The following is an 18,469-nucleotide window of genomic DNA, read 5'->3' on the forward strand; positions in this document are numbered from 1 at the left end:
TAATTGCCTCAGGTCCATCGCCATTGTCAGGAATCCTCTTGAGGAATGTGGCGAAAGAAGACACAATTGAGGCAATTCTGAGGCAGGCCTTCGACACCCGAGGGCATCAAGTTGGAACAAGCACGCGGCAAAGTATCGTGGCTGGCCAGTTTGGAAGGGTAGTTTTGTGATTGCACGTATATCCGGCGCGGCAGCGCGTGGCATTCTGGTGGCATTGCTGATCGCAACGCCGGCCCTCATGTTACCCGCTATGCTTAATGATGCCAGTCAGATCACCATGCTGGTGGCGCTGATTGCCTGTTTCCTCACGTTTATCGAATACAATTCCAATTTCCCCAGCATCATCGAATTTCGCGATGCCGCGCCGTTCAACCGGCTGCGCTATGTCTGCCTGCTGGTGACGGTCATCGTGTTGACGCTGATCCTGAAGCAAAAGGTCAGCCCGTCGGTTCTGGGCGGGGCGATGACCTCTATCGGGACGATCCTCGGCAACGCGATGGACTTTCCTTTCTCGCCCGTGCGTATGATCGTGCTGATGCTGCCCGAAAGCGCCAGCGACGCGCTGGTCGCGTCGGTGCGCACATCGGCGGGCATGGCCTATCTGATCTCGCTGATCTCGATGGGCGCGTTTCTGGTGCTGGTACGCATCATGAACTGGCCGGTGCGTCAGGGGGCCTTTAACGTCTGGGTGAACCTGCCGCTGTTTGACCCAACAGCGGGCGGAGACGTCATCTATCGGCTGCAACGGGATGCGCGGATCAATATCGCGCTTGGTTTCCTGCTGCCCTTCCTGATCCCCGCGGTGGTCAAAGCGGCCTCTGATCTGCTAGACCCGATTACATTGCAGAACCCGCATACCCAGATCTGGACAGTCGCCGCATGGGCCTTCCTTCCTGCCAGTATCATCATGCGCGGCATTGCCATGGGCAAGATCGCCGAGATGATCGAAGAGAAACGCCGTCGCGCCTATGCCGACGACGCGGAAAAGGACCACGGCTTGCAGCCAGCCTGATCGCGGGTGCCCTGCTAGCCGCGACAGCCGCCAACGCGGACCCGCTGCGCATCGCCACCTTTAACACCGAATTATCGCGCGCCGGACCAGGTCTGCTGCTGCGGGATCTGGCCAAAGGGTCGGACCCACAGATCAGCGCCGTGATGCGTCTGCTGGCGGATGTCTCTGCCGATATCATCGTGCTGCAAGGCATCGACTATGACCTCGACGGGACCACGCTTGGTGCTTTCGCAGATGTGCTTGGCGCAAGGGGTCCCGTCTACCCCCATCGTTTCGCGCTGCCCCCCAATGCCGGACGCCCCACGGGGCTGGATATGGATGGTGATGGCCAAACAGGCGGCGCACGCGATGGTCAGGGGTATGGGCGGTTCTTTGGCGCGGGCGCGATGGCGATCCTGTCGCGCTATCCTGTGCTGAACCCTGCCGTGCAGGATCATACCGCATTTCTGTGGCGCGACCTGCCCGATGCGCTGCTGCCCCGAACAAAGAATGGCCCCTTCCCCTCTGATGCAGTGCAACAGGTGCAGCGCCTTGCGTCGCACGGCGCGTGGGTCGTACCGATCGCCATCCCCGATCAGCCGCCCGTGACCTTGCTGACCTTCTATGCCACGCCCCCTGTGTTCGATGGACCAGAGGACCGAAACGGCAAACGCAACCATGATGAAATTCTGTTTTGGGATCACTATCTGGCAGGCACCTTTGGTCCACCGCCAAACGAACGCGTTGTCCTGTTAGGGGATGCAAACCTCGATCCGACCAAAGGCGAAGGGTTGAAAACCGCAATCCAGACCCTGCTGGATCACCCCGCCCTGCAAGACCCGCTGGCGGATCAACCCACCGTCACCTTCGACAGTTTGGGGGACATGCGCGTCGACTATCTGCTGCCCTCGACCGATTGGCGCGTTGTGGCGGCCGGCGTCGCGCGTGACCCCGCTGCCAGCCGTCACGGCCTGGTCTGGGCCGATCTTGACCGCTAGCCGTTCTTGACCCCTCCCCCTCCCCGCGCTACGCCGCTGTGAACGTATTTTTCAGGAGACATCGCATGGCCAACCCCACATTGCTAATCCTCGCCGGTGACGGCATCGGCCCCGAGGTCATGGGCCAGGTTGTCCGCATCATCGACTGGTTTGGCGACAAGCGCGATCTGGCCTTTGACGTGGATCACGATCTGGTTGGCGGTGCCGCCTATGACAAGCACGGCACGCCCCTGCATGACGACACGATGGCCAAAGCACTGGCGGCGGACGCTGTTTTGCTTGGTGCCGTCGGTGGGCCAAAGTACGACGCGCTTGATTTCAGCGTCAAACCCGAACGCGGCCTGCTGCGTCTGCGCAAGGAAATGGACCTGTTCTCGAACCTGCGTCCCGCACAATGCTTTGACGCGCTGGCAGATTTCTCATCGCTGAAGAAAGAGCTCGTCGCCGGGCTCGACATCATGATCGTGCGCGAACTGACATCCGGCGTCTACTTTGGCGAACCGCGGGGAATTTTCGAGGAAGGCAACGAGCGCGTCGGCATCAATACACAGCGCTACACCGAATCCGAGATTGACCGCGTTGCGCGGTCGGCTTTTGAACTGGCGCGTCGTCGGGGCAACAAAGTCTGCTCGATGGAGAAAGCCAACGTCATGGAAAGCGGCATCCTGTGGCGCGAAGTCGTGCAAAAAGTGCATGACGAAGACTACCCCGATGTCGAGCTGTCCCACATGTACGCCGACAACGGCGCGATGCAGCTGGTCCGCGCGCCCAAGCAGTTCGACGTAATTGTCACCGACAACCTGTTCGGCGACATCCTGTCCGACTGTGCTGCGATGCTGACAGGCTCGCTGGGGATGCTGCCCTCTGCCTCGCTGGGTGCGCCCAATGCCGATGGCCGCCCCAAGGCGCTTTACGAACCCGTCCACGGCTCTGCCCCCGATATCGCGGGCCAAGGTAAGGCGAACCCCATCGCCTGTATCCTCAGCTTTGCCATGGCGCTGCGCTATTCCTTCGACCAAGGCGATGAAGCCGCGCGTCTGGAAAAAGCCGTCGAACAGGTTCTTGCTGATGGTGCCCGCACCGCAGACCTGATGGGCCCCGAAGGCGGCTCCCCTATCTCGACCTCGGAAATGGGCGACGCTATCCTCGCAGCGCTCGACGCGAGCCTGTAAGACAAAGAACGCAGCCCTGCCGGACCACCGGCGGGGCTACTCCGATCCCCGCTGCACCGCCGCGATCGCGAAAGCGGCTTCGTTATAGCCAGACGCATCAGACGCCGCCGCACAGCACTTTCCCTAAATTTCGTGAAACCCGCACCCGCCCTGACCATTGGCACGCAGGCAGCAATGGTGACCCCGATTGGATTCGAACCAATAACCTGCCCCTTAGGAGGGGGCTGCTCTATCCAGTTGAGCCACGGGGCCACGGGTTTGACTTAGCGCAAAATGCGGTGGTGATCCAGTCACAGAACCGGACATCTCGGCAGGTCTGAGGCGGGGTGCTTGATATGGTGATTGCCTGTGATCATGGGACGCACTACGCTGTTGATAGAATACCACTTTCAAGCAGGACAAGCGCCTTTGACACAGCCTCCGAAACGCCCGTTGACCCTTCGTGATGTATCCGATGCCTGCGGGGTGTCGGAAATGACGGTCAGCCGGGTCCTGCGAAAACGCGGCGATGTCTCAGACGCGACGCGGCGGCGGGTGTTGGCGGCGGCCAAGGAACTGGGATACGTGCCCAACCAGATCGCCGGATCGCTGGCCTCCCAGCGGGTCAATCTGGTCGCTGTGATCATTCCATCGCTGTCGAACATGGTCTTCCCCGAGGTGCTGAACGGCATCAATCAGGTGCTGGAAGACACGCCGTTGCAGCCGGTTGTGGGCGTGACGGACTATATGCCCGAAAAAGAAGAGCGCGTTTTGTACGAAATGCTGTCCTGGCGGCCTTCGGGCGTGATCATCGCGGGACTGGAACATTCCGAGGCGACGCGTGCCATGCTCAAGAACGCGGGCATCCCCGTGGTCGAGATCATGGACGTGGACGGACGTCCGATTGATGCGATGGTCGGCATCTCGCACCGCCGTGCAGGGCAGGAGATGGCCAAGGCGATCCTCAAGGAAGGCTATGAACATATCGGGTTCATGGGCACCAAGATGCCATTGGACCACCGCGCACGTAAACGGTTCGAAGGGTTCACCGAAGGGCTTGCCAAAGCAGGAATAGAGATAGAGGACCGCGCGTTCTATTCCGGCGGCTCCGCACTGGCCAAGGGGCGCGAGATGACGCAAGACATGCTCGAGCGGTCGCCCGAACTGGATTTCCTGTACTATTCAAACGACATGATCGGCGCAGGCGGGCTGTTGTATCTGATCGATCAGGGCATTGATATTCCGGGCCAGATTGGCCTTGCCGGCTTTAACAACGTGGAGCTTTTGCAGGGTCTGCCCCGCCAGCTTGCTACGATGGACGCCTGCCGGCTTGAGGTCGGACAGGCCGCTGCGCGTATTATCCTGAATGATACGCTGGATGAACCGGACCCGGATCTGCAAACGCAAATCACCCTGACACCCACCTTGTCGCTGGGGGATACACTGCGCCGCAACCGCAAGGTATGACCCTCGCCACGCTTGGCAATCGTGACGCGCGTCGCATCTTTTTGCACCGTCACTTGCTCGGCGATGCGCCGCAAGGCCCCGCCGGCGGGGATGCCCTGTTGCAGCTGATCCGCGGCTTGGGGTTTGTGCAACTGGACAGCATTAACACAGTGGCGCGAGCGCATGACCTGATCCTGTTTTCGCGCCGGCAACGCTATCGTCCGCAGGCGCTGAAAACCCTGTATGAACGCGATGGCGCGCTGTTTGAACACTGGACCCACGACGCCGCTGTGATCCCGATGGGCTTTTACCCTTATTGGGAATTGCGCCGGCAGCGCGACGCGCAGATGCTGCGCAAGCGGTACGAAAACTGGCACAAACATGATTTCGAAGGGCGGTTCCAAACCGTGCTGGACCAGATCCGGTCAGATGGTCCGGTGTCGTCGTCTGACGTTGGACAGGACGAACCGCGCTCAAATGGCGGGTGGTGGGATTGGCATCCGTCAAAGACCGCGCTGGAATATCTGTGGCGTGCAGGGGCGCTGTGCGTGGTGGGGCGCGACGGTTTCCAGAAACGCTATGACCTGACAGAGCGGGTAATTGACGCCGCGCTATGCGACCCGTCACAGGCACCGGATGAGACGCAGACCATCGACTGGTGCTGCACCGGGGCGTTGGACCGTTTGGGCTTTGCCACACCGGGCGAACTGGCGGCGTTTTGGGCACATATTACCCCCGCAGAGGCGAAAGCCTGGGTCCAGCGTGAACAAGCCGCCGGTCGGATTGAGCAGGTCCAGATCGCGGGCGCCGACGGCACGCCTCATCGCAGCTATGCCCGTCCCGGTCTGGCAAGCGACCCCGCGATAGACATGGCTCCGACCGCACGGCTGCGGGTGCTGAGCCCCTTTGACCCTGCGCTGCGCGATCGCAAACGCGCCGAACGTCTGTTCGGGTTTCGCTACCGGATAGAGATGTTCGTCCCCGCACCAAAACGGGTTTATGGCTACTATGTGTTCCCGATCCTGCAAGGCGACAGCATCATCGCCCGCGTGGACATGAAGGCGCACCGCGACCGCGATACGCTGGTGGTACGCGCCCTTTGGCCAGAGCCGTGCACGCGGTGGGGCAAAGGCAAACAGGCCGCGTTAGAGGCTGAACTGGCCCGTATTGTCCGTCTGGCTGGCGTCAGTCAGATCGCCTTCGAAGACGGCTGGCTCCGTTAAACCACTCCGTTTCGATGAACGAATTGGCGGTACATGCCTACGCACGCACCAACGATGACAATTTGTAAACATTTTGTTGACGTATTGCTTTTCCCTGCCAAAGTAAGCGGAAAGGAATCAAGAACCATGCCGCACCGCCTTTATTTTCATCCGATGGGTCGCCCATGACACGCCATGTGGTCGTCGTGGGGGCGGGTATCGTCGGTGTGTCATCGGCGATCTGGCTGCAACGCGCAGGCGCGCAGGTCACGATCATTGATCGCGCGGCACCGGGCACAGGGACGTCGCATGGGAACGCGGGCGTGCTGGCCGCTTGTGCCGTCGCACCCGTCACTGCGCCCGGCCTGATTGCCAAAGCGCCCGCGATGCTGCTGAACCCCGATGTGCCGCTTTATCTGCGCCTGTCCTATCTGCCGCGCTTGTTGCCGTGGCTGGGCAAGTATCTGCGTGTGGCGAACGACCGGGACACCCGCCGGATCGCGCAGGGTCTTGCGCCTATCGTGGGTGACAGTGTCGACCAGCACAAAAGCCTGACCTCCGATCTGGGCCTGTCCGACTGGGTGACAGACAGCGACTATGCCTTTGCCTATCGCAGCCGCGCGGCCTTTGACGCCGAGGCCTATACCTGGGCGCTGCGGGCGGATGCCGGCTTCACGCCCGATCTGATCGAAGGCGGGCAGGTGCGCGAGTATGAACCGACCCTTGGGCCGGACATTCACCTGCTTGCCACCATGAAGGACCACGGCTTTATTCGCGACCCTGGCGGATATGTCACCGCTTTGGCACAGGCCTTTGAACAGGGCGGCGGCACGATACTGCAGGCCGAGGTCAAGGATTTTGACCTCTCAGCCGGCGCGATCAGCGGCATAGAGACAACCCAAGGCCGCGTGGCCTGTGATGATGTCGTGCTTGCCACCGGCGTCTGGTCAAAACCGCTGATGGCCAAGCTGGGGCTGAATGTCCCGCTGGAAACCGAACGCGGCTATCATGTGATATTCGAGGGGGCGACGGGCGTTCCCGCGCGCCCCGTGATGATCGCCAGCGGTAAATTCGTTGCCACTCCCATGGCGCAGGGCCTACGCTGCGCGGGTATCCTAGAGTTCGGCGGACTTGACGCAGCCCCTTCCAAGGCACCGCTGGCGCTGTTGCGGCGTCAGGCCAAGGCCGCCTTTCCGCAGCTGACTGCCACGCGTGAAATCGAATGGCTGGGGCACAGACCTGCCCCCAGCGACAGTCTGCCCCTGATTGGGCAGGTTGCCACAAGCCGGGTCTTTACCGCCTTCGGGCATCACCACATCGGGTTGACAGGCGGGCCCAAAACAGGCCGCCTTGTTGCGGGATTGGTCATGGGGCACCCCGTGAACACCGATCTGCAGCCCTATGCACCGCAACGGTTTAGCAGGGGCTAACCCCGCAAGCCAAAGACATACCAACAAGGAGAGAACCACATGAAACGGACCACCACATTGATGACAGGCGTCGCGACCGCCGCCCTGACGGTCACCACCGCCCTGCCCGCTTTCGCGGCTGAGAAATGGGACATGCCGATGGCCTATTCGGCATCGAACTTCCATTCCGAGAACGGCGTTGAATTTGCCAACTGCGTGACCGAAGGCACCGCAGGCGAAATCGAGATCACCGTACACTCCGGCGGGTCGCTGATCGCGGGTGCCGATATCAAACGCGCGATCCAGACAGGTCAGGTCCAGTTGGGCGAACGCATCCTGTCGGGTCACCAGAACGAAAACGCGATCTTCGGCTTTGACTCGATCCCGTTCCTTGCGCCGTCCTTCGAGGCGTCTGACAAACTGTGGCAAGCCGCCAAACCCAAGATCGAAGAGCTGCTTGCAGAGCAAAACCTGACCCTGCTGTATAACGTGCCATGGCCGCCACAGGGCCTGTACTTCAAGAAAGAGGTCAACACAGTCGAGGACATGAAAGGCGTCAAGTTCCGGTCCTACAACAACGCCACCAGCCGTCTGGCAGAGCTGACAGGCATGCTGCCCGTCACCATCGAAGCCGCCGAGCTAAGCCAAGCCTTCGCCACCGGCGTTGCGGAATCCATGATTTCGTCCGGTGCGACCGGCTATGACCAGAAAGTCTGGGAAAGCCTGACGCATTTCTACGAGGTCGACGCTTGGCTGCCGCGCAACTACATCATGGTCAACAACGACGTGTGGAACGATGTCTCGGAAGAGAATAAATCCATCATCACCACCTGTGCCAGCGATGCGGAAACGCGCGGGCTGCAAGCCTCCAAGGACTATACACAGTTCACCTATGACGGGCTGCGCGAAGGCGGCATGACCGTGGAACCCGCCAGCGAAGATCTGATGTCCGGCCTGCGCGACATTGGCGGCACCATGACCTCCGAATGGCTGGAAAATGCGGGCGAGGACGGTCAGGCGATCGTCGATAGCTACAAATCCATGCAGTAAATCCGCAGACGGCGGCACCCCTCACAGGTGCCGCCGTTTGACGTTCGATCCGCCAATCCGGAGACCTTTCCCATGAACATCCTGCGACGCCTGCTTGATTTCATCTATTTCGCATCTGGTGCCCTGGCTGCCGTCAGTCTTGTTGCGATCCTGCTGCTGATCGTGGTGCAGATGGTTGCCCGCTGGACCGGCGAGGTTTTCCCCGGTGCGGCAAGCTATGCCGGCTATGCGATGGCCGCCGCCAGCTTTCTTGCCTTTGCCAACGCGCTGAACCGTGGCGCGCATATCCGCGTGTCGGTGCTGCTGAACGCCCTGCCCGCTGGCCCGAAACGGCTGCTTGAAATCTGGTGTTTCGGCCTTGCCGCGGCGATTGCGTGGTATTTCACCTACTATGCCTATTGGTTCGTCTACTGGTCATGGAAGTTCAACGAAGTCAGTCAGGCACAAGACGCCACGTCCTTGTGGATACCGCAGTCCGTGATGGTTGTGGGCGGCGGTATCCTTGCCATCGCGCTGACCGATAACCTGCTCTATCTGATCGTTAAAGGCGAACACCGTCTCACCCGCGATCTTGTCGATCAAAGTTTTGGGGAGTGACGCTGTGACGGAACTTTACGCGATCATTCTATTTATCACCGTCCTGTTGTTCTTGCTGGGCTCCGGCGTCTGGGTCGGTCTGGCGCTGATGGGCGTCGCCTGGTTCGGGATGGAGCTGTTTACCACCCGCCCCGTCGGCGATGCCATGGTCACGACGATCTGGGCCTCGTCCAGCTCGTGGACGCTAACCGCGCTGCCGCTGTTCATCTGGATGGGGGAAATTCTGTTCAGGACGCGTCTATCCGAGGATATGTTCAAAGGGTTGTCTCCGTGGCTGGCAAAATTGCCCGGCGGGTTGGTGCATACCAATATCGTCGGCTGCACGGTCTTTGCTGCCGTTTCAGGGTCTTCTGCCGCGACGCTGTCGACCGTGGGCAAGATGTCGATCCCCGAACTGCGGGCGCGCAACTATCCCGAAAAGATGATCATCGGCACGCTGGCCGGTGCTGCCACGCTGGGGCTGATGATCCCGCCCTCGCTCGCGCTGATCGTTTACGGCGTCACCGTGAACGAAAGCATCACCGAACTGTTCTTTGCCGGCGTCCTGCCGGGGCTTATTCTGGCGCTGATGTTCATGGCATATGTCGCCTTTATCGCGCTGACCTCGAAGGACTGGAACCCCAGCGTCGAGACAGGGATGAGCTTTGCCGCCAAACTGCGCAACTCGCGCTTTCTGTTGCCGGTCTTCGGGCTGATCACGGTGGTGATCGGGTCGATGTATCTGGGCTACGCCACCGCGACAGAGGCGGCGGCCATCGGTGTGCTGGGGTCGCTGGCGCTGGCGTTGATGCAGGGGTCGCTGAACTGGACCAGCTTTCAGGAAAGCCTGATGGGGGCAATGCGCACCTCTGCCATGATCGCGCTGATCCTTGCAGGTGCGGCCTTTCTCAAGCTGTCGATGGGCTTTACCGGCCTGCCGCGTGCGCTGGCGGACGGGATTGCCGCGCTTGAACTCACGCGCTTTCAACTGCTGATGACGCTGCTGGTGTTCTATATCGTGTTGGGCATGTTCCTTGATGGAATTTCGTCGGTCGTGCTGACGATGGCTGTGGTCGAACCTATGGTGCGCGGTGCGGGAATCGACTTGATCTGGTTCGGTATCTTTGTTGTGGTCGTCGTTGAAATGGCGCAGATCACGCCGCCGATCGGGTTTAACCTTTTCGTCATCCAAGGCATGACGGATCACGAGATGGGGTATATCACCAAAGCCGCCTTGCCGATGTTCCTGATCATGGTGGTGATGGTCTTTGTCCTGATCTTCTTCCCTGACATCGCGACATGGCTGCCTGACAACCTAAGACAGGTGCCGCAATGACCGACTTCCCCCTGATCCAGACTGTTGGCTTGTCCGGCGTGCTGGTGCGCTTTGCCGACACGATGTCAGAGCCCGCGAACCGCGCTGCCCTGTCGTTTCGCGCCGCCGTAGACGCCGCCGGCTGGCCAGAGGTGGCAGAGACAAGCACATCGCTGGTCTCGACCTTCCTGCAAATCGATCTGGTAGGCGTATCGGTGGACACCATGCTGGACCGGCTGCACGACCTGCTGGCAACGCGTGACTGGTACACCTCAGACCTGCCGACGGGGCGGACGCTGTGGCATGTGCCCACGGTCTATGGCACCGACCTTGCGCCACAGCTTGAAGAGGCGGCAGAGCTTGCGGGGCTGGACCCTGACGCGGCGATTGCACAGCTCTCGCAGGCGCGCGTGCGGGTGCTGACCATCGGCTTTGCCCCCGGCCAGCCCTATATGGGCGAACTGCCGCAGAACTGGGATATTCCGCGCCAGCAGGGGCTGACAAAATCCGTCCCCGCCGGCGCGTTGATTGTGGCAATCAGACAGCTGATCATCTTTACCAACGCGTCGCCCACGGGATGGCGACACATCGGGCAAACCGCTTTCAAAACGTTCCGGCCGCGCAGCGACACGCCCTTTGCCCTGTCACCGGGGGACGAGCTGTGCTTTCCCTCCATATCGCGCGCCGAATACGACAAGATCACCGCGGCGGATGAAACCGGCCAGGGCGGTGCAGAGACAGAGGTACTGGCATGACCGTGACCCTCACCATCGCCCAGGCCGGCCCCGCCCTGACGATACAGGATATGGGCCGACCCGGCTGGCGTGCCCAAGGGCTGACCAAGGGCGGGGCCGCTGATCCTGTTGCAGTTTACGAGGGGGCCGCCTTGCTGGGCCAGTCCCCCGACCTTGCTGCAATAGAGATGACGGGCACCGGCGGGACCTTTACCGCTGACGCCGACATCCGCATCGCGCTGACAGGGGCCACAATGGCCGCCAGCATCGATGGCGATGCCATCGTCTGGAACGCCAGCCACATGCTGCCCGCTGGGGCGAAGCTGACCATTGGCGGCACCACAGGCGGCACCTATGGCTATCTGCATGTGGGTGGGGGCATCGCCTCTGACACACTGTTGGGGGCGCGGGCCAGTCACCTAAGCGCAGGTCTGGGCCAGCCGCTTGCTGCGGGCGACGCGCTGCCCCTTGGGGCGGACAAGTCGCGCGAAACGGGGCTGCAACTGCCGCGTGACGGCCGCTTTGACGGGGGCACCGTACGCGTCGTGGCCAGCATGCAGACCGATCACTTTACCCCCGAAGAACGCCAGCGATTTGAAACCACCGCCTTTACCCGTGATCCGCGTGCCAACCGCATGGGCGTGCGCATGGACCACGACGGCACCGGCTTCAGCGCCGAGGGCGGTCTGTCCATCCTGTCCGAGGTCATCGTGCCCGGCGACATCCAGATTACCGGCGACGGCGCTCCCTTCGTGCTGATGGGCGAATGTCAGACCACCGGCGGCTATCCCCGCATCGGCACCGTGATCCCCCGCGACCTGCCCCGCGTGGCGCAAGCCGCATCGGGTACCGCGATCCGGTTCGAATTCATCACGCTGGAACAGGCCATCACGCTCGAGACACAGCACCGCCAAGATATCAAGGCGCTTGGCGGGAAGGTCACGCCGCTGGTCCGCGACCCTGCCAAAATCCGCAACCTGCTGGCCTATCAGCTGGTGGGGGGCGCGATCTCTGCCACCGACAACCCCTTTGAAGAGGAGCATTAAATGCCGACCGTCGATCTGAATGCCGATATGGGCGAAAGCTTTGGCCCGTGGAAAATGGGCGATGATGCCGCGTTGTTGCAAATCATCAGCTCTGCCAACATCGCCTGTGGTGGCCATGCAGGCGACGCCGATGTGATGTCAGCGACGATGACGCTGGCCCGCGACAACGGTGTCGGCATTGGCGCGCACCCCGGCTTCATGGATCTGGCCGGCTTTGGCCGCAATCGCATGTCGGTGCCACGGGCCACGCTGCAAAATCAGGTCCGCTATCAGGTCGCCGCCAGTGTCGGTATGGCCCGCAGCCTTGGCACCTCGGTCCGTCACCTGAAACTGCACGGCGCGCTGGCCAATATGGCGTCAGAGGATGAAGTGTTGGCCCGAGACCTTTACGAGGCTGCGCTCAGCGTCGCGCCTGATCTGATCGTCATGGTACTGGCTGCCACAGCGCAACAGGACGCGGTCCAATCGCTTGGCTGCAAATGGGCCGGAGAAATCTTTGCCGACCGCGCCTATAACGACGACGCGACGCTGGTCGACCGCTCTAAACTCGGCGCGGTGATTCACGACGCAGCGCTTGCGGGCGCGCGAATGGTGAAAATGGTCAAAGCCGGCGCGATCCTGACCGAAGGTGGCAAAACGATCCCAGCGGCCATCGACACGATCTGCCTACACGGCGACACCCCCGAAGCGGTCGATATTGCCCGTGCGGTTAAATCATCGCTGCAAGAGGCAGGGATCGCGCTGAAATCCTTTGAAGGCCATCGCGATTAAGTTCTAACTCCCTACCCCGAAACGAAAAACAGCGCCCCGAGGGACGCTGTTTTTTTCGTTCCAGTCAAACTGGAAAGGTAGTGGTGAGCCCGTCCGGGTTCGAACCGGAGACCTACTGATTAAAAGTCAGTTGCTCTACCAACTGAGCTACAGGCCCACTAGGCGGCTTACTAGAAAGGTGTGGCCTTGGGGTCAAGCAGAAACGTACGAAAAACTTCACTCAAGCTGGATTAGTTTCAAATGCCGCGTTATATGCGCCGAATGTATAGTGATTTGACCAACGGTTTGCCCTTCATGAAGATGCATGGGCTGGGAAATGATTTTGTCGTGCTGGATGCGCGCCAGAAAGATGTGCCGGACGCAGGACCTGAAGGCGTGCCGGACGTGGGACCTGAAGGCGTGCCTTCTCTTCCAGAGGTAACCCCTGCCCTCGCGCAGGCCATCGGGCATCGCCAGTTCGGTGTGGGCTTTGATCAGTTGGCAGTTATCACGGATGGCGCGGCAGACGCCCACCTGACGTTCTTTAACGCCGACGGGTCCACCTCTGCTGCTTGTGGCAATGCCACCCGCTGCATCGCGCGCTTCCTGATGGACGAGACCGGCAAGACGCAGCTGCACCTGACCACGGACCGCGGTGATCTGGCGGCGCGGGACGCGGGGAACGGGCTGACAGCCGTGAACATGGGCCACCCGCAGCTTGAATGGGACGAAATTCCACTGGCCCGCCAGATGGATACGCTCGAGTTGCCGATGGATGGTGCCCCGACGGCCACCGGCATGGGCAATCCGCATTGCATCTTCTTTGTCGACGATGTGGACGCGATTGATCTGGCCGCTTTTGGCCCCGGCATAGAGCATCACGCGCTATATCCCGAACGCACCAACGTGCAGATCGCGCAAATTGTCGGCCCCGATCATATCCGCATGCGCGTGTGGGAACGCGGTGTGGGCATTACGCTGGCGTCCGGCTCCTCTAGCTGTGCGACGGCCGTGGCAGCGGCGCGCAGAGGGCTCACAGGGCGTGCTGTGCGCATCGATCTGGACGGCGGCACCCTGCACATCGACTGGCGCGAGGATGGCGTCTGGATGACCGGCCCGTCGGCGCATGTATTCAGCGGCGTGCTGACCCCTTCTTTTCTGGAAAGCCTGACATGAGCACCCCGATCTTTTCGAATCACGGTTGCCGCCTGAACGCCTATGAGACCGAGGCGATGAAGGAACTGGCCGAGCAGGCGGGCCTGAAGGATGCGGTGATCGTCAACACCTGCGCCGTCACCGCCGAGGCCGTACGCAAGGCGCGTCAGGACATCCGCAAACTGCGCAAGGCGAACCCGAACGCACGGCTGATCGTCACCGGCTGCGCCGCGCAGACCGAACCGGATACCTTTACCAAGATGGCAGAGGTCGACGTCGTGATCGGCAACACCGAAAAGATGGTTGGCGCGACGTGGCAGGGACTCGCGGCTGATTTTATCGGCGAGACAGAGGCGCTTCAGGTTGACGACATCATGTCGGTCACCGAGACGGCAGGCCACTTGATCGACGGCTTTGGCACGCGCAGCCGCGCCTATGTTCAGGTCCAGAACGGCTGCGACCACCGCTGCACCTTCTGCATCATCCCCTATGGCCGTGGCAATTCACGGTCGGTCCCTGCGGGCGTTGTCGTGGATCAGATCAAGCGGCTGGTCGACAAGGGCTTTAACGAGGTCGTGCTGACCGGCGTGGACCTGACCAGCTGGGGCGCGGACCTTCCCGCGACGCCCAGACTGGGGGATCTGGTCATGCGCATCCTGCGGCTGGTGCCCGACCTGCCGCGTCTGAGAATCAGTTCTATCGATTCCATTGAGGTGGACGAGAACCTGATGCAGGCCATCGCCACCGAACCGCGCTTGATGCCGCACCTGCATCTGAGCCTGCAGCATGGCGACGACATGATCCTGAAACGGATGAAACGTCGGCACCTGCGCGACGATGCGATAAACTTTGCCCAAGAGGCCCGCAAACTTCGCCCCGACATGACTTTTGGGGCCGATATCATCGCCGGCTTTCCGACTGAAACCGACGCTATGTTCGAAAATTCGCTTAAGCTGGTGACGGAATGCGATCTGACCTGGCTGCACGTCTTCCCCTACTCCGCCCGCGAAGGCACCCCAGCCGCACGGATGCCCGCGGTGAACGGTACGCTGATCAAGGAACGCGCCGCACAGCTGCGTGCTGCAGGCGACGCCCAGGTCAGCCGCCATCTTGCGGCCCAACAAGGGCGCGCGCATCAGGTGTTGTTGGAAAGCCCCACGATGGGCCGGACAGAGCAATTCACCGAGACCCATTTCGCCACCCCCCAAACCGAAGGCACGATTATCGCCGCCACGATTACCGGCCAGACAGAAGGCTATCTGCTGGCTGTGTGAGCCGTCGCAGTTTGTAAACCTTTCTCCACTAGGGTGATTCCCGAGTGAGAAAGGGTGAGTATGAGCGAAATTATCGAATGGGTCCTTGAGATGGACGTGCGGGATGGTCAGGGCGATCAGGTCCAGCCGCTGCTCGATGACATCACAAAAGCCGCGCTGGTTGATGAACCGCGTACGCTGCACTGTGAATTTTATATGTCCGATGACCGCCGCAGCTGTACCGTGCTAGAACGTTACGCCGATAATGCCGCCGTGATGGCGCATTTCGCGCAGTTCGGCGGGCGCTTTGCCGAAAGGTTCACGCAGATCTTTATACCCGCGCGCCTCACCGTCTACGGGCCGGCAAACGATTCCGTTATGATGGCGCTGGCAGGCTTTGGCGCTACTAGAATGGATCGGGTCGCGGGATTTCATCGCTAACGGGGCGGTTTCAATGCGGGCGGCGGCGGCAGGCCACACAGGTGCGCCCTGCGCCTTGCCGCAAAGAAAAGCCCCCCGGATCGCACAGGATCCGGGGGGCTTTTGTCAGTCGTTAGCCGTGTGAAAGACGATTAGTCTTCCTTGTGCTTTACAGGCGCCCAAAGACGCTTGTTGGTCAGGTACAGCAAGACCGACAGAAGTGTCAGGAACAGAACGCCCGCAAAACCGGCTTGCTTGCGTGCCATCAACTTGGGCTCGGCCGTCCACATCAGGAAGGCCGCGACGTCTTCGGCTTCGTGGTGCAGATCGGACTCGTGGCCGTCGTTATACGTGACGTCATCGCCGTACAGCGGCGGTGCCATTGAGATCCAGCTACCGCCAACTGTGGCGTGGCCTTCTTCGTCCTTACAGGACTCGGGGAAGCCGCCGCTCGCGAAGGCTGTGTTGTAGTGGCCGGGGAAATCCTCGGGGGCACAGGCTGGGGCTTCTTCGTAGCCAGTCAAAAGCGACGCGATATATTCGGGTCCGCCCATGCCTTTGAAGAACTGGTTGATCCCCAGACCGTAAGGCCCGTGGAAACCGGCCCGTTTTTTGGCCATCAAGCTCAGGTCTGGCGCGGTTTCCAGCGCAGACTCAGGGAAATGGTCAACCGGCGTGCCGGGGCGGATATCGTCCAGCTCGGCGTCGAAGATATCAAAATTCGCGGCATAGGCGCGGACCTGATCCTCGGGAAGGTGAGGGCCACCATCATCCGCAAGGGTACGGATCGGCACGAACTTCATACCGTGGCATGCGGAGCAGACCTCGGTATAAATTTGCAGACCGCGTTGCAGCTGGTTGGCATCGAAGGCCCCGAACGGCCCTTCGAAAGAGAAGTCGAAGTCTTCGATATGCGCTTCACCACCAGCGGCGAAAGCAGCGGAACCTGCAAAGCCCAGGGCGACAACAGCCGAAAGGAAGGTTTTCTTGATCATTGTCATGGTCCTTACTCTGCTGGCTTGACCAGCGTCTTGGTGCCGCCAGTTTTTGGCGCGTAATGCGCGTCAAAGTCGGCTTCGATGGTTTCAGGCTGCGCGCCCGGCTTTTCGATCACACCCAGAAGCGGCAGGATCACCAGGAAGTACGCGAACCAGTAGGCCGACGCGATGAGAGAGAAGCTGGCATAGGGTTCTTCCGCAGGCATGGCACCCAGCCACATCAGCGCGAAGAAATCGATCACCAGCAGCGCAAACCACCATTTGAACATGGGACGATAGCGGCCCGAACGCACCGAAGATGTGTCCAGCCAAGGCACCAGTGCCATCACTGCAATCGCACCGAACATCGCCAGAACACCAAAGAACTTGGCGTCGATGATGCCACCGGTCACGAAGGACGCAATCTGAACGACCCAGACTTCGGCGGTAAAGGCACGCAGGATCGCGTAGAACGGCAAGAAGTACCATTCAGGCACAATATGCGCAGGCGTCGAAAGCGGGTTTGCCTCGATGTAGTTATCGGGGTGGCCCAGATAGTTCGGCATAAATCCCACGATCGCAAAGAACACAACCAGGATCACGGCCAGCGCGAACAGGTCTTTCATCACGAAGTAGGGCCAGAACGGCAGCGTATCTTTTTTCGCGTCTTCCTTGCTGGTGCGACGGACTTCAACACCTGTGGGGTTGTTGTTCCCGGTGGTGTGGAACGCCCAGATGTGGACGATCACCAGACCGGCAATCACGAAGGGCAGCAGATAGTGCAAGCTGAAGAAGCGGTTCAGCGTGGCGTTATCAACCGCAGGCCCGCCCAGCAGAAGCGTTTGCAGGCTTTCCCCGATGAACGGGATCGCACCGAACAGACCGGTGATAACCGTTGCACCCCAGAAAGACATCTGACCCCAAGGCAGAACATAGCCCATAAAGCCGGTTGCCATCATCAGAAGATAGATCAGCATGCCGATGATCCAGGTGATTTCACGTGGCGCTTTATACGACCCGTAGTACAGGCCGCGGAAGATGTGCGCGTAGACCGCAACAAAGAACAACGAGGCACCATTCATGTGCATGTAGCGCAGCATATAGCCGCCGTTCACGTTACGCATAATGTGCTCGACGCTCGCAAACGCCGCATCAACGTGAGGCGTGTAATGCATCGCCAGAACGATGCCGGTCACGATTTGCAGCGCCAGACAGAACGTCAGAACAATGCCCCAGATCCACATCCAGTTCAGGTTCTTCGGTGTCGGGATCATCAAAGTGTCATACAGCAGCCCAACAACGGGAAGACGGCTATGAAGCCACTTTTGCCCGTTTGTTTTCGGCTCGTAATGGTCGTGAGGAATTCCAGCCATTCCCGTTCTCCCTTAACCTAATTTGATCGTGGTTTCATCCACGAATTCTGCGACGGGCACCAGCAGGTTGCGCGGTGCTGGCCCTTTGCGGATACGGCCCGCAGTGTCATAGTGAGACCCGTGGCAAGGGCAGAACCAGCCGCCAAAGTCACCCGCGTCGCCCAGTGGAACGCAACCCAAGTGGGTACAGACCCCAACCATGACTAGCCAGTCTTCCTTGCCAATCATCGCCCGATTTTCGTCTGTTGCGGCAGCACCGTTTGCAAGGTTGTTGTTCTCTGCACCTGCGTCCGGCAGATCAGCCAGATCAACCGATCTCGCTTCGTCGATTTCTTCTTGGGTGCGACGGCGGACAAAAACCGGCTTACCCAACCATTTGACCGTGAGCTGTGTACCCGGCTCGACCGCGGACACATCGACGCGGATGGACGACAGCGCCTTCACATCTGCGGACGGGTTCATCTGATTGACCAAAGGCCAGACGGCAGCGCCGACGGCGACCGCACCTGTACCAGCTGTGGCGTAGTAGAGGAAATCCCTCCGGGTGCCTGCGTGATCTTCTGCTTGGGACACGGGTTAACTCCAAATCGAGGGCCTGACGGCCATTAAATCAAGGGGCGGCG

At 60.6% G+C, this 18,469-nt stretch carries 18 protein-coding genes and 2 tRNA genes; 15 read left to right on the forward strand and 5 right to left on the reverse strand.

The window, feature by feature from the left end:
• The first annotated feature begins 166 nt into the window (after nucleotides 1-166).
• From GLP52_RS11305 to leuB, 3 genes are all read left to right on the forward strand, one after another.
• A complete protein-coding gene (locus GLP52_RS11305) occupies nucleotides 167-1,012 on the forward strand; it encodes a hypothetical protein (protein WP_237272433.1) in 846 nt (281 codons plus the stop codon).
• An 11-nt stretch (nucleotides 1,013-1,023) separates the two neighbouring features.
• Nucleotides 1,024-1,989 (forward strand): endonuclease/exonuclease/phosphatase family protein, encoded by a 966-nt coding sequence (locus tag GLP52_RS11310; protein ID WP_414718547.1) that lies wholly within the window; start codon nucleotides 1,024-1,026, stop codon nucleotides 1,987-1,989.
• Nucleotides 1,990-2,054: 65 nt separating this feature from the next.
• Nucleotides 2,055-3,161, forward strand: coding sequence for a 3-isopropylmalate dehydrogenase (gene leuB, locus GLP52_RS11315; RefSeq protein ID WP_237272434.1), 1,107 nt, complete (start codon nucleotides 2,055-2,057; stop codon nucleotides 3,159-3,161).
• A 175-nt stretch (nucleotides 3,162-3,336) separates the two neighbouring features.
• Here the strand turns inward: leuB and GLP52_RS11320 are convergent.
• A tRNA-Arg gene (locus GLP52_RS11320) sits at nucleotides 3,337-3,413 on the reverse strand.
• A gap of 156 nt (nucleotides 3,414-3,569) precedes the next feature.
• Between GLP52_RS11320 and GLP52_RS11325 the strand changes: the two genes are divergently transcribed.
• The 9 genes from GLP52_RS11325 to GLP52_RS11365 all read left to right on the forward strand — a co-directional run bounded on the left by GLP52_RS11325 (nucleotide 3,570) and on the right by GLP52_RS11365 (nucleotide 12,689).
• Nucleotides 3,570-4,607: a LacI family DNA-binding transcriptional regulator gene (locus tag GLP52_RS11325; RefSeq protein WP_093731581.1), complete on the forward strand. Its 1,038-nt coding sequence runs from the start codon at nucleotides 3,570-3,572 to the stop codon at nucleotides 4,605-4,607.
• Nucleotides 4,604-5,809 carry a winged helix-turn-helix domain-containing protein gene (locus GLP52_RS11330; RefSeq protein WP_237272435.1) on the forward strand — a complete coding sequence of 402 codons (1,206 nt, stop codon included), beginning with the start codon at nucleotides 4,604-4,606 and terminating at the stop codon, nucleotides 5,807-5,809. The genes GLP52_RS11325 and GLP52_RS11330 overlap by 4 nt, the downstream gene beginning before the upstream one ends.
• Before the next feature lie 164 nt (nucleotides 5,810-5,973).
• Nucleotides 5,974-7,218, forward strand: a complete 1,245-nt coding sequence (locus tag GLP52_RS11335; RefSeq protein ID WP_237272436.1) for an NAD(P)/FAD-dependent oxidoreductase — start codon at nucleotides 5,974-5,976, stop codon at nucleotides 7,216-7,218.
• Nucleotides 7,219-7,257: 39 nt separating this feature from the next.
• On the forward strand, nucleotides 7,258-8,247 hold the full coding sequence (locus GLP52_RS11340; RefSeq protein ID WP_093731584.1) for a TRAP transporter substrate-binding protein: 990 nt from the start codon (nucleotides 7,258-7,260) through the stop codon (nucleotides 8,245-8,247).
• A 72-nt stretch (nucleotides 8,248-8,319) separates the two neighbouring features.
• Nucleotides 8,320-8,844 carry a TRAP transporter small permease gene (locus GLP52_RS11345; RefSeq protein WP_237272437.1) on the forward strand — a complete coding sequence of 175 codons (525 nt, stop codon included), beginning with the start codon at nucleotides 8,320-8,322 and terminating at the stop codon, nucleotides 8,842-8,844.
• Nucleotides 8,845-8,848: 4 nt separating this feature from the next.
• Nucleotides 8,849-10,159 (forward strand): TRAP transporter large permease, encoded by a 1,311-nt coding sequence (locus tag GLP52_RS11350; RefSeq protein ID WP_237272438.1) that lies wholly within the window; start codon nucleotides 8,849-8,851, stop codon nucleotides 10,157-10,159.
• Nucleotides 10,156-10,893 carry a 5-oxoprolinase subunit B family protein gene (locus GLP52_RS11355; protein WP_237272439.1) on the forward strand — a complete coding sequence of 246 codons (738 nt, stop codon included), beginning with the start codon at nucleotides 10,156-10,158 and terminating at the stop codon, nucleotides 10,891-10,893. Before GLP52_RS11350 ends, GLP52_RS11355 begins: the two co-directional genes overlap by 4 nt.
• On the forward strand, nucleotides 10,890-11,918 hold the full coding sequence (locus GLP52_RS11360) for a biotin-dependent carboxyltransferase family protein (protein ID WP_237272440.1): 1,029 nt from the start codon (nucleotides 10,890-10,892) through the stop codon (nucleotides 11,916-11,918). The genes GLP52_RS11355 and GLP52_RS11360 overlap by 4 nt, the downstream gene beginning before the upstream one ends.
• Nucleotides 11,919-12,689, forward strand: a complete 771-nt coding sequence (locus GLP52_RS11365) for a LamB/YcsF family protein (RefSeq protein WP_237272441.1) — start codon at nucleotides 11,919-11,921, stop codon at nucleotides 12,687-12,689.
• Nucleotides 12,690-12,770: 81 nt separating this feature from the next.
• Here the strand turns inward: GLP52_RS11365 and GLP52_RS11370 are convergent.
• Nucleotides 12,771-12,846 (reverse strand) — tRNA-Lys (locus GLP52_RS11370).
• A gap of 104 nt (nucleotides 12,847-12,950) precedes the next feature.
• On the opposite strand from GLP52_RS11370, the gene dapF reads away from it, so the two are divergent.
• The 3 genes from dapF to GLP52_RS11385 are packed head-to-tail and all read left to right on the forward strand — an operon-like array spanning nucleotide 12,951 to nucleotide 15,517.
• Nucleotides 12,951-13,844 carry a diaminopimelate epimerase gene (gene dapF / locus GLP52_RS11375; protein WP_237272687.1) on the forward strand — a complete coding sequence of 298 codons (894 nt, stop codon included), beginning with the start codon at nucleotides 12,951-12,953 and terminating at the stop codon, nucleotides 13,842-13,844.
• A complete protein-coding gene (gene mtaB, locus GLP52_RS11380) occupies nucleotides 13,841-15,097 on the forward strand; it encodes a tRNA (N(6)-L-threonylcarbamoyladenosine(37)-C(2))-methylthiotransferase MtaB (protein ID WP_237272442.1) in 1,257 nt (418 codons plus the stop codon). Before dapF ends, mtaB begins: the two co-directional genes overlap by 4 nt.
• Nucleotides 15,098-15,157: 60 nt before the next feature.
• On the forward strand, nucleotides 15,158-15,517 hold the full coding sequence (locus GLP52_RS11385) for a putative quinol monooxygenase (protein WP_237272443.1): 360 nt from the start codon (nucleotides 15,158-15,160) through the stop codon (nucleotides 15,515-15,517).
• Between the two features lie 131 nt (nucleotides 15,518-15,648).
• On the opposite strand, the gene GLP52_RS11390 is transcribed toward GLP52_RS11385, so the two are convergent.
• Genes GLP52_RS11390 through petA form a run of 3 tightly spaced genes read right to left on the reverse strand, consistent with a single transcriptional unit; the run spans nucleotide 15,649 to nucleotide 18,419 of the window.
• A complete protein-coding gene (locus GLP52_RS11390) occupies nucleotides 15,649-16,497 on the reverse strand; it encodes a cytochrome c1 (protein ID WP_272903361.1) in 849 nt (282 codons plus the stop codon).
• Between the two features lie 5 nt (nucleotides 16,498-16,502).
• Nucleotides 16,503-17,846 (reverse strand): cytochrome b, encoded by a 1,344-nt coding sequence (petB, locus tag GLP52_RS11395; protein ID WP_093731593.1) that lies wholly within the window; start codon nucleotides 17,844-17,846, stop codon nucleotides 16,503-16,505.
• A gap of 12 nt (nucleotides 17,847-17,858) precedes the next feature.
• Nucleotides 17,859-18,419, reverse strand: coding sequence for a ubiquinol-cytochrome c reductase iron-sulfur subunit (petA, locus tag GLP52_RS11400; protein ID WP_093731594.1), 561 nt, complete (start codon nucleotides 18,417-18,419; stop codon nucleotides 17,859-17,861).
• Nucleotides 18,420-18,469 lie beyond the last annotated feature (50 nt).

Source organism: Sulfitobacter sp. M22 (assembly GCF_021736025.1).
In the GTDB taxonomy this organism is placed as follows: Bacteria; Pseudomonadota; Alphaproteobacteria; order Rhodobacterales; family Rhodobacteraceae; genus Sulfitobacter; species Sulfitobacter litoralis.

Coding starts and splice junctions, on each gene's coding strand:
- leuB (WP_237272434.1), top strand. CDS start 2,055: ATGGCCAACCCCACATTGCTAATCCTCGCCGGTGACGGCATCGGCCCC.
- GLP52_RS11330 (WP_237272435.1), top strand. CDS start 4,604: ATGACCCTCGCCACGCTTGGCAATCGTGACGCGCGTCGCATCTTTTTG.
- GLP52_RS11335 (WP_237272436.1), top strand. CDS start 5,974: ATGACACGCCATGTGGTCGTCGTGGGGGCGGGTATCGTCGGTGTGTCA.
- GLP52_RS11340 (WP_093731584.1), top strand. CDS start 7,258: ATGAAACGGACCACCACATTGATGACAGGCGTCGCGACCGCCGCCCTG.
- GLP52_RS11345 (WP_237272437.1), top strand. CDS start 8,320: ATGAACATCCTGCGACGCCTGCTTGATTTCATCTATTTCGCATCTGGT.
- GLP52_RS11355 (WP_237272439.1), top strand. CDS start 10,156: ATGACCGACTTCCCCCTGATCCAGACTGTTGGCTTGTCCGGCGTGCTG.
- GLP52_RS11360 (WP_237272440.1), top strand. CDS start 10,890: ATGACCGTGACCCTCACCATCGCCCAGGCCGGCCCCGCCCTGACGATA.
- GLP52_RS11365 (WP_237272441.1), top strand. CDS start 11,919: ATGCCGACCGTCGATCTGAATGCCGATATGGGCGAAAGCTTTGGCCCG.
- dapF (WP_237272687.1), top strand. CDS start 12,951: ATGTATAGTGATTTGACCAACGGTTTGCCCTTCATGAAGATGCATGGG.
- mtaB (WP_237272442.1), top strand. CDS start 13,841: ATGAGCACCCCGATCTTTTCGAATCACGGTTGCCGCCTGAACGCCTAT.
- GLP52_RS11385 (WP_237272443.1), top strand. CDS start 15,158: ATGAGCGAAATTATCGAATGGGTCCTTGAGATGGACGTGCGGGATGGT.
- GLP52_RS11390 (WP_272903361.1), bottom strand. CDS start 16,497: ATGACAATGATCAAGAAAACCTTCCTTTCGGCTGTTGTCGCCCTGGGC.
- petB (WP_093731593.1), bottom strand. CDS start 17,846: ATGGCTGGAATTCCTCACGACCATTACGAGCCGAAAACAAACGGGCAA.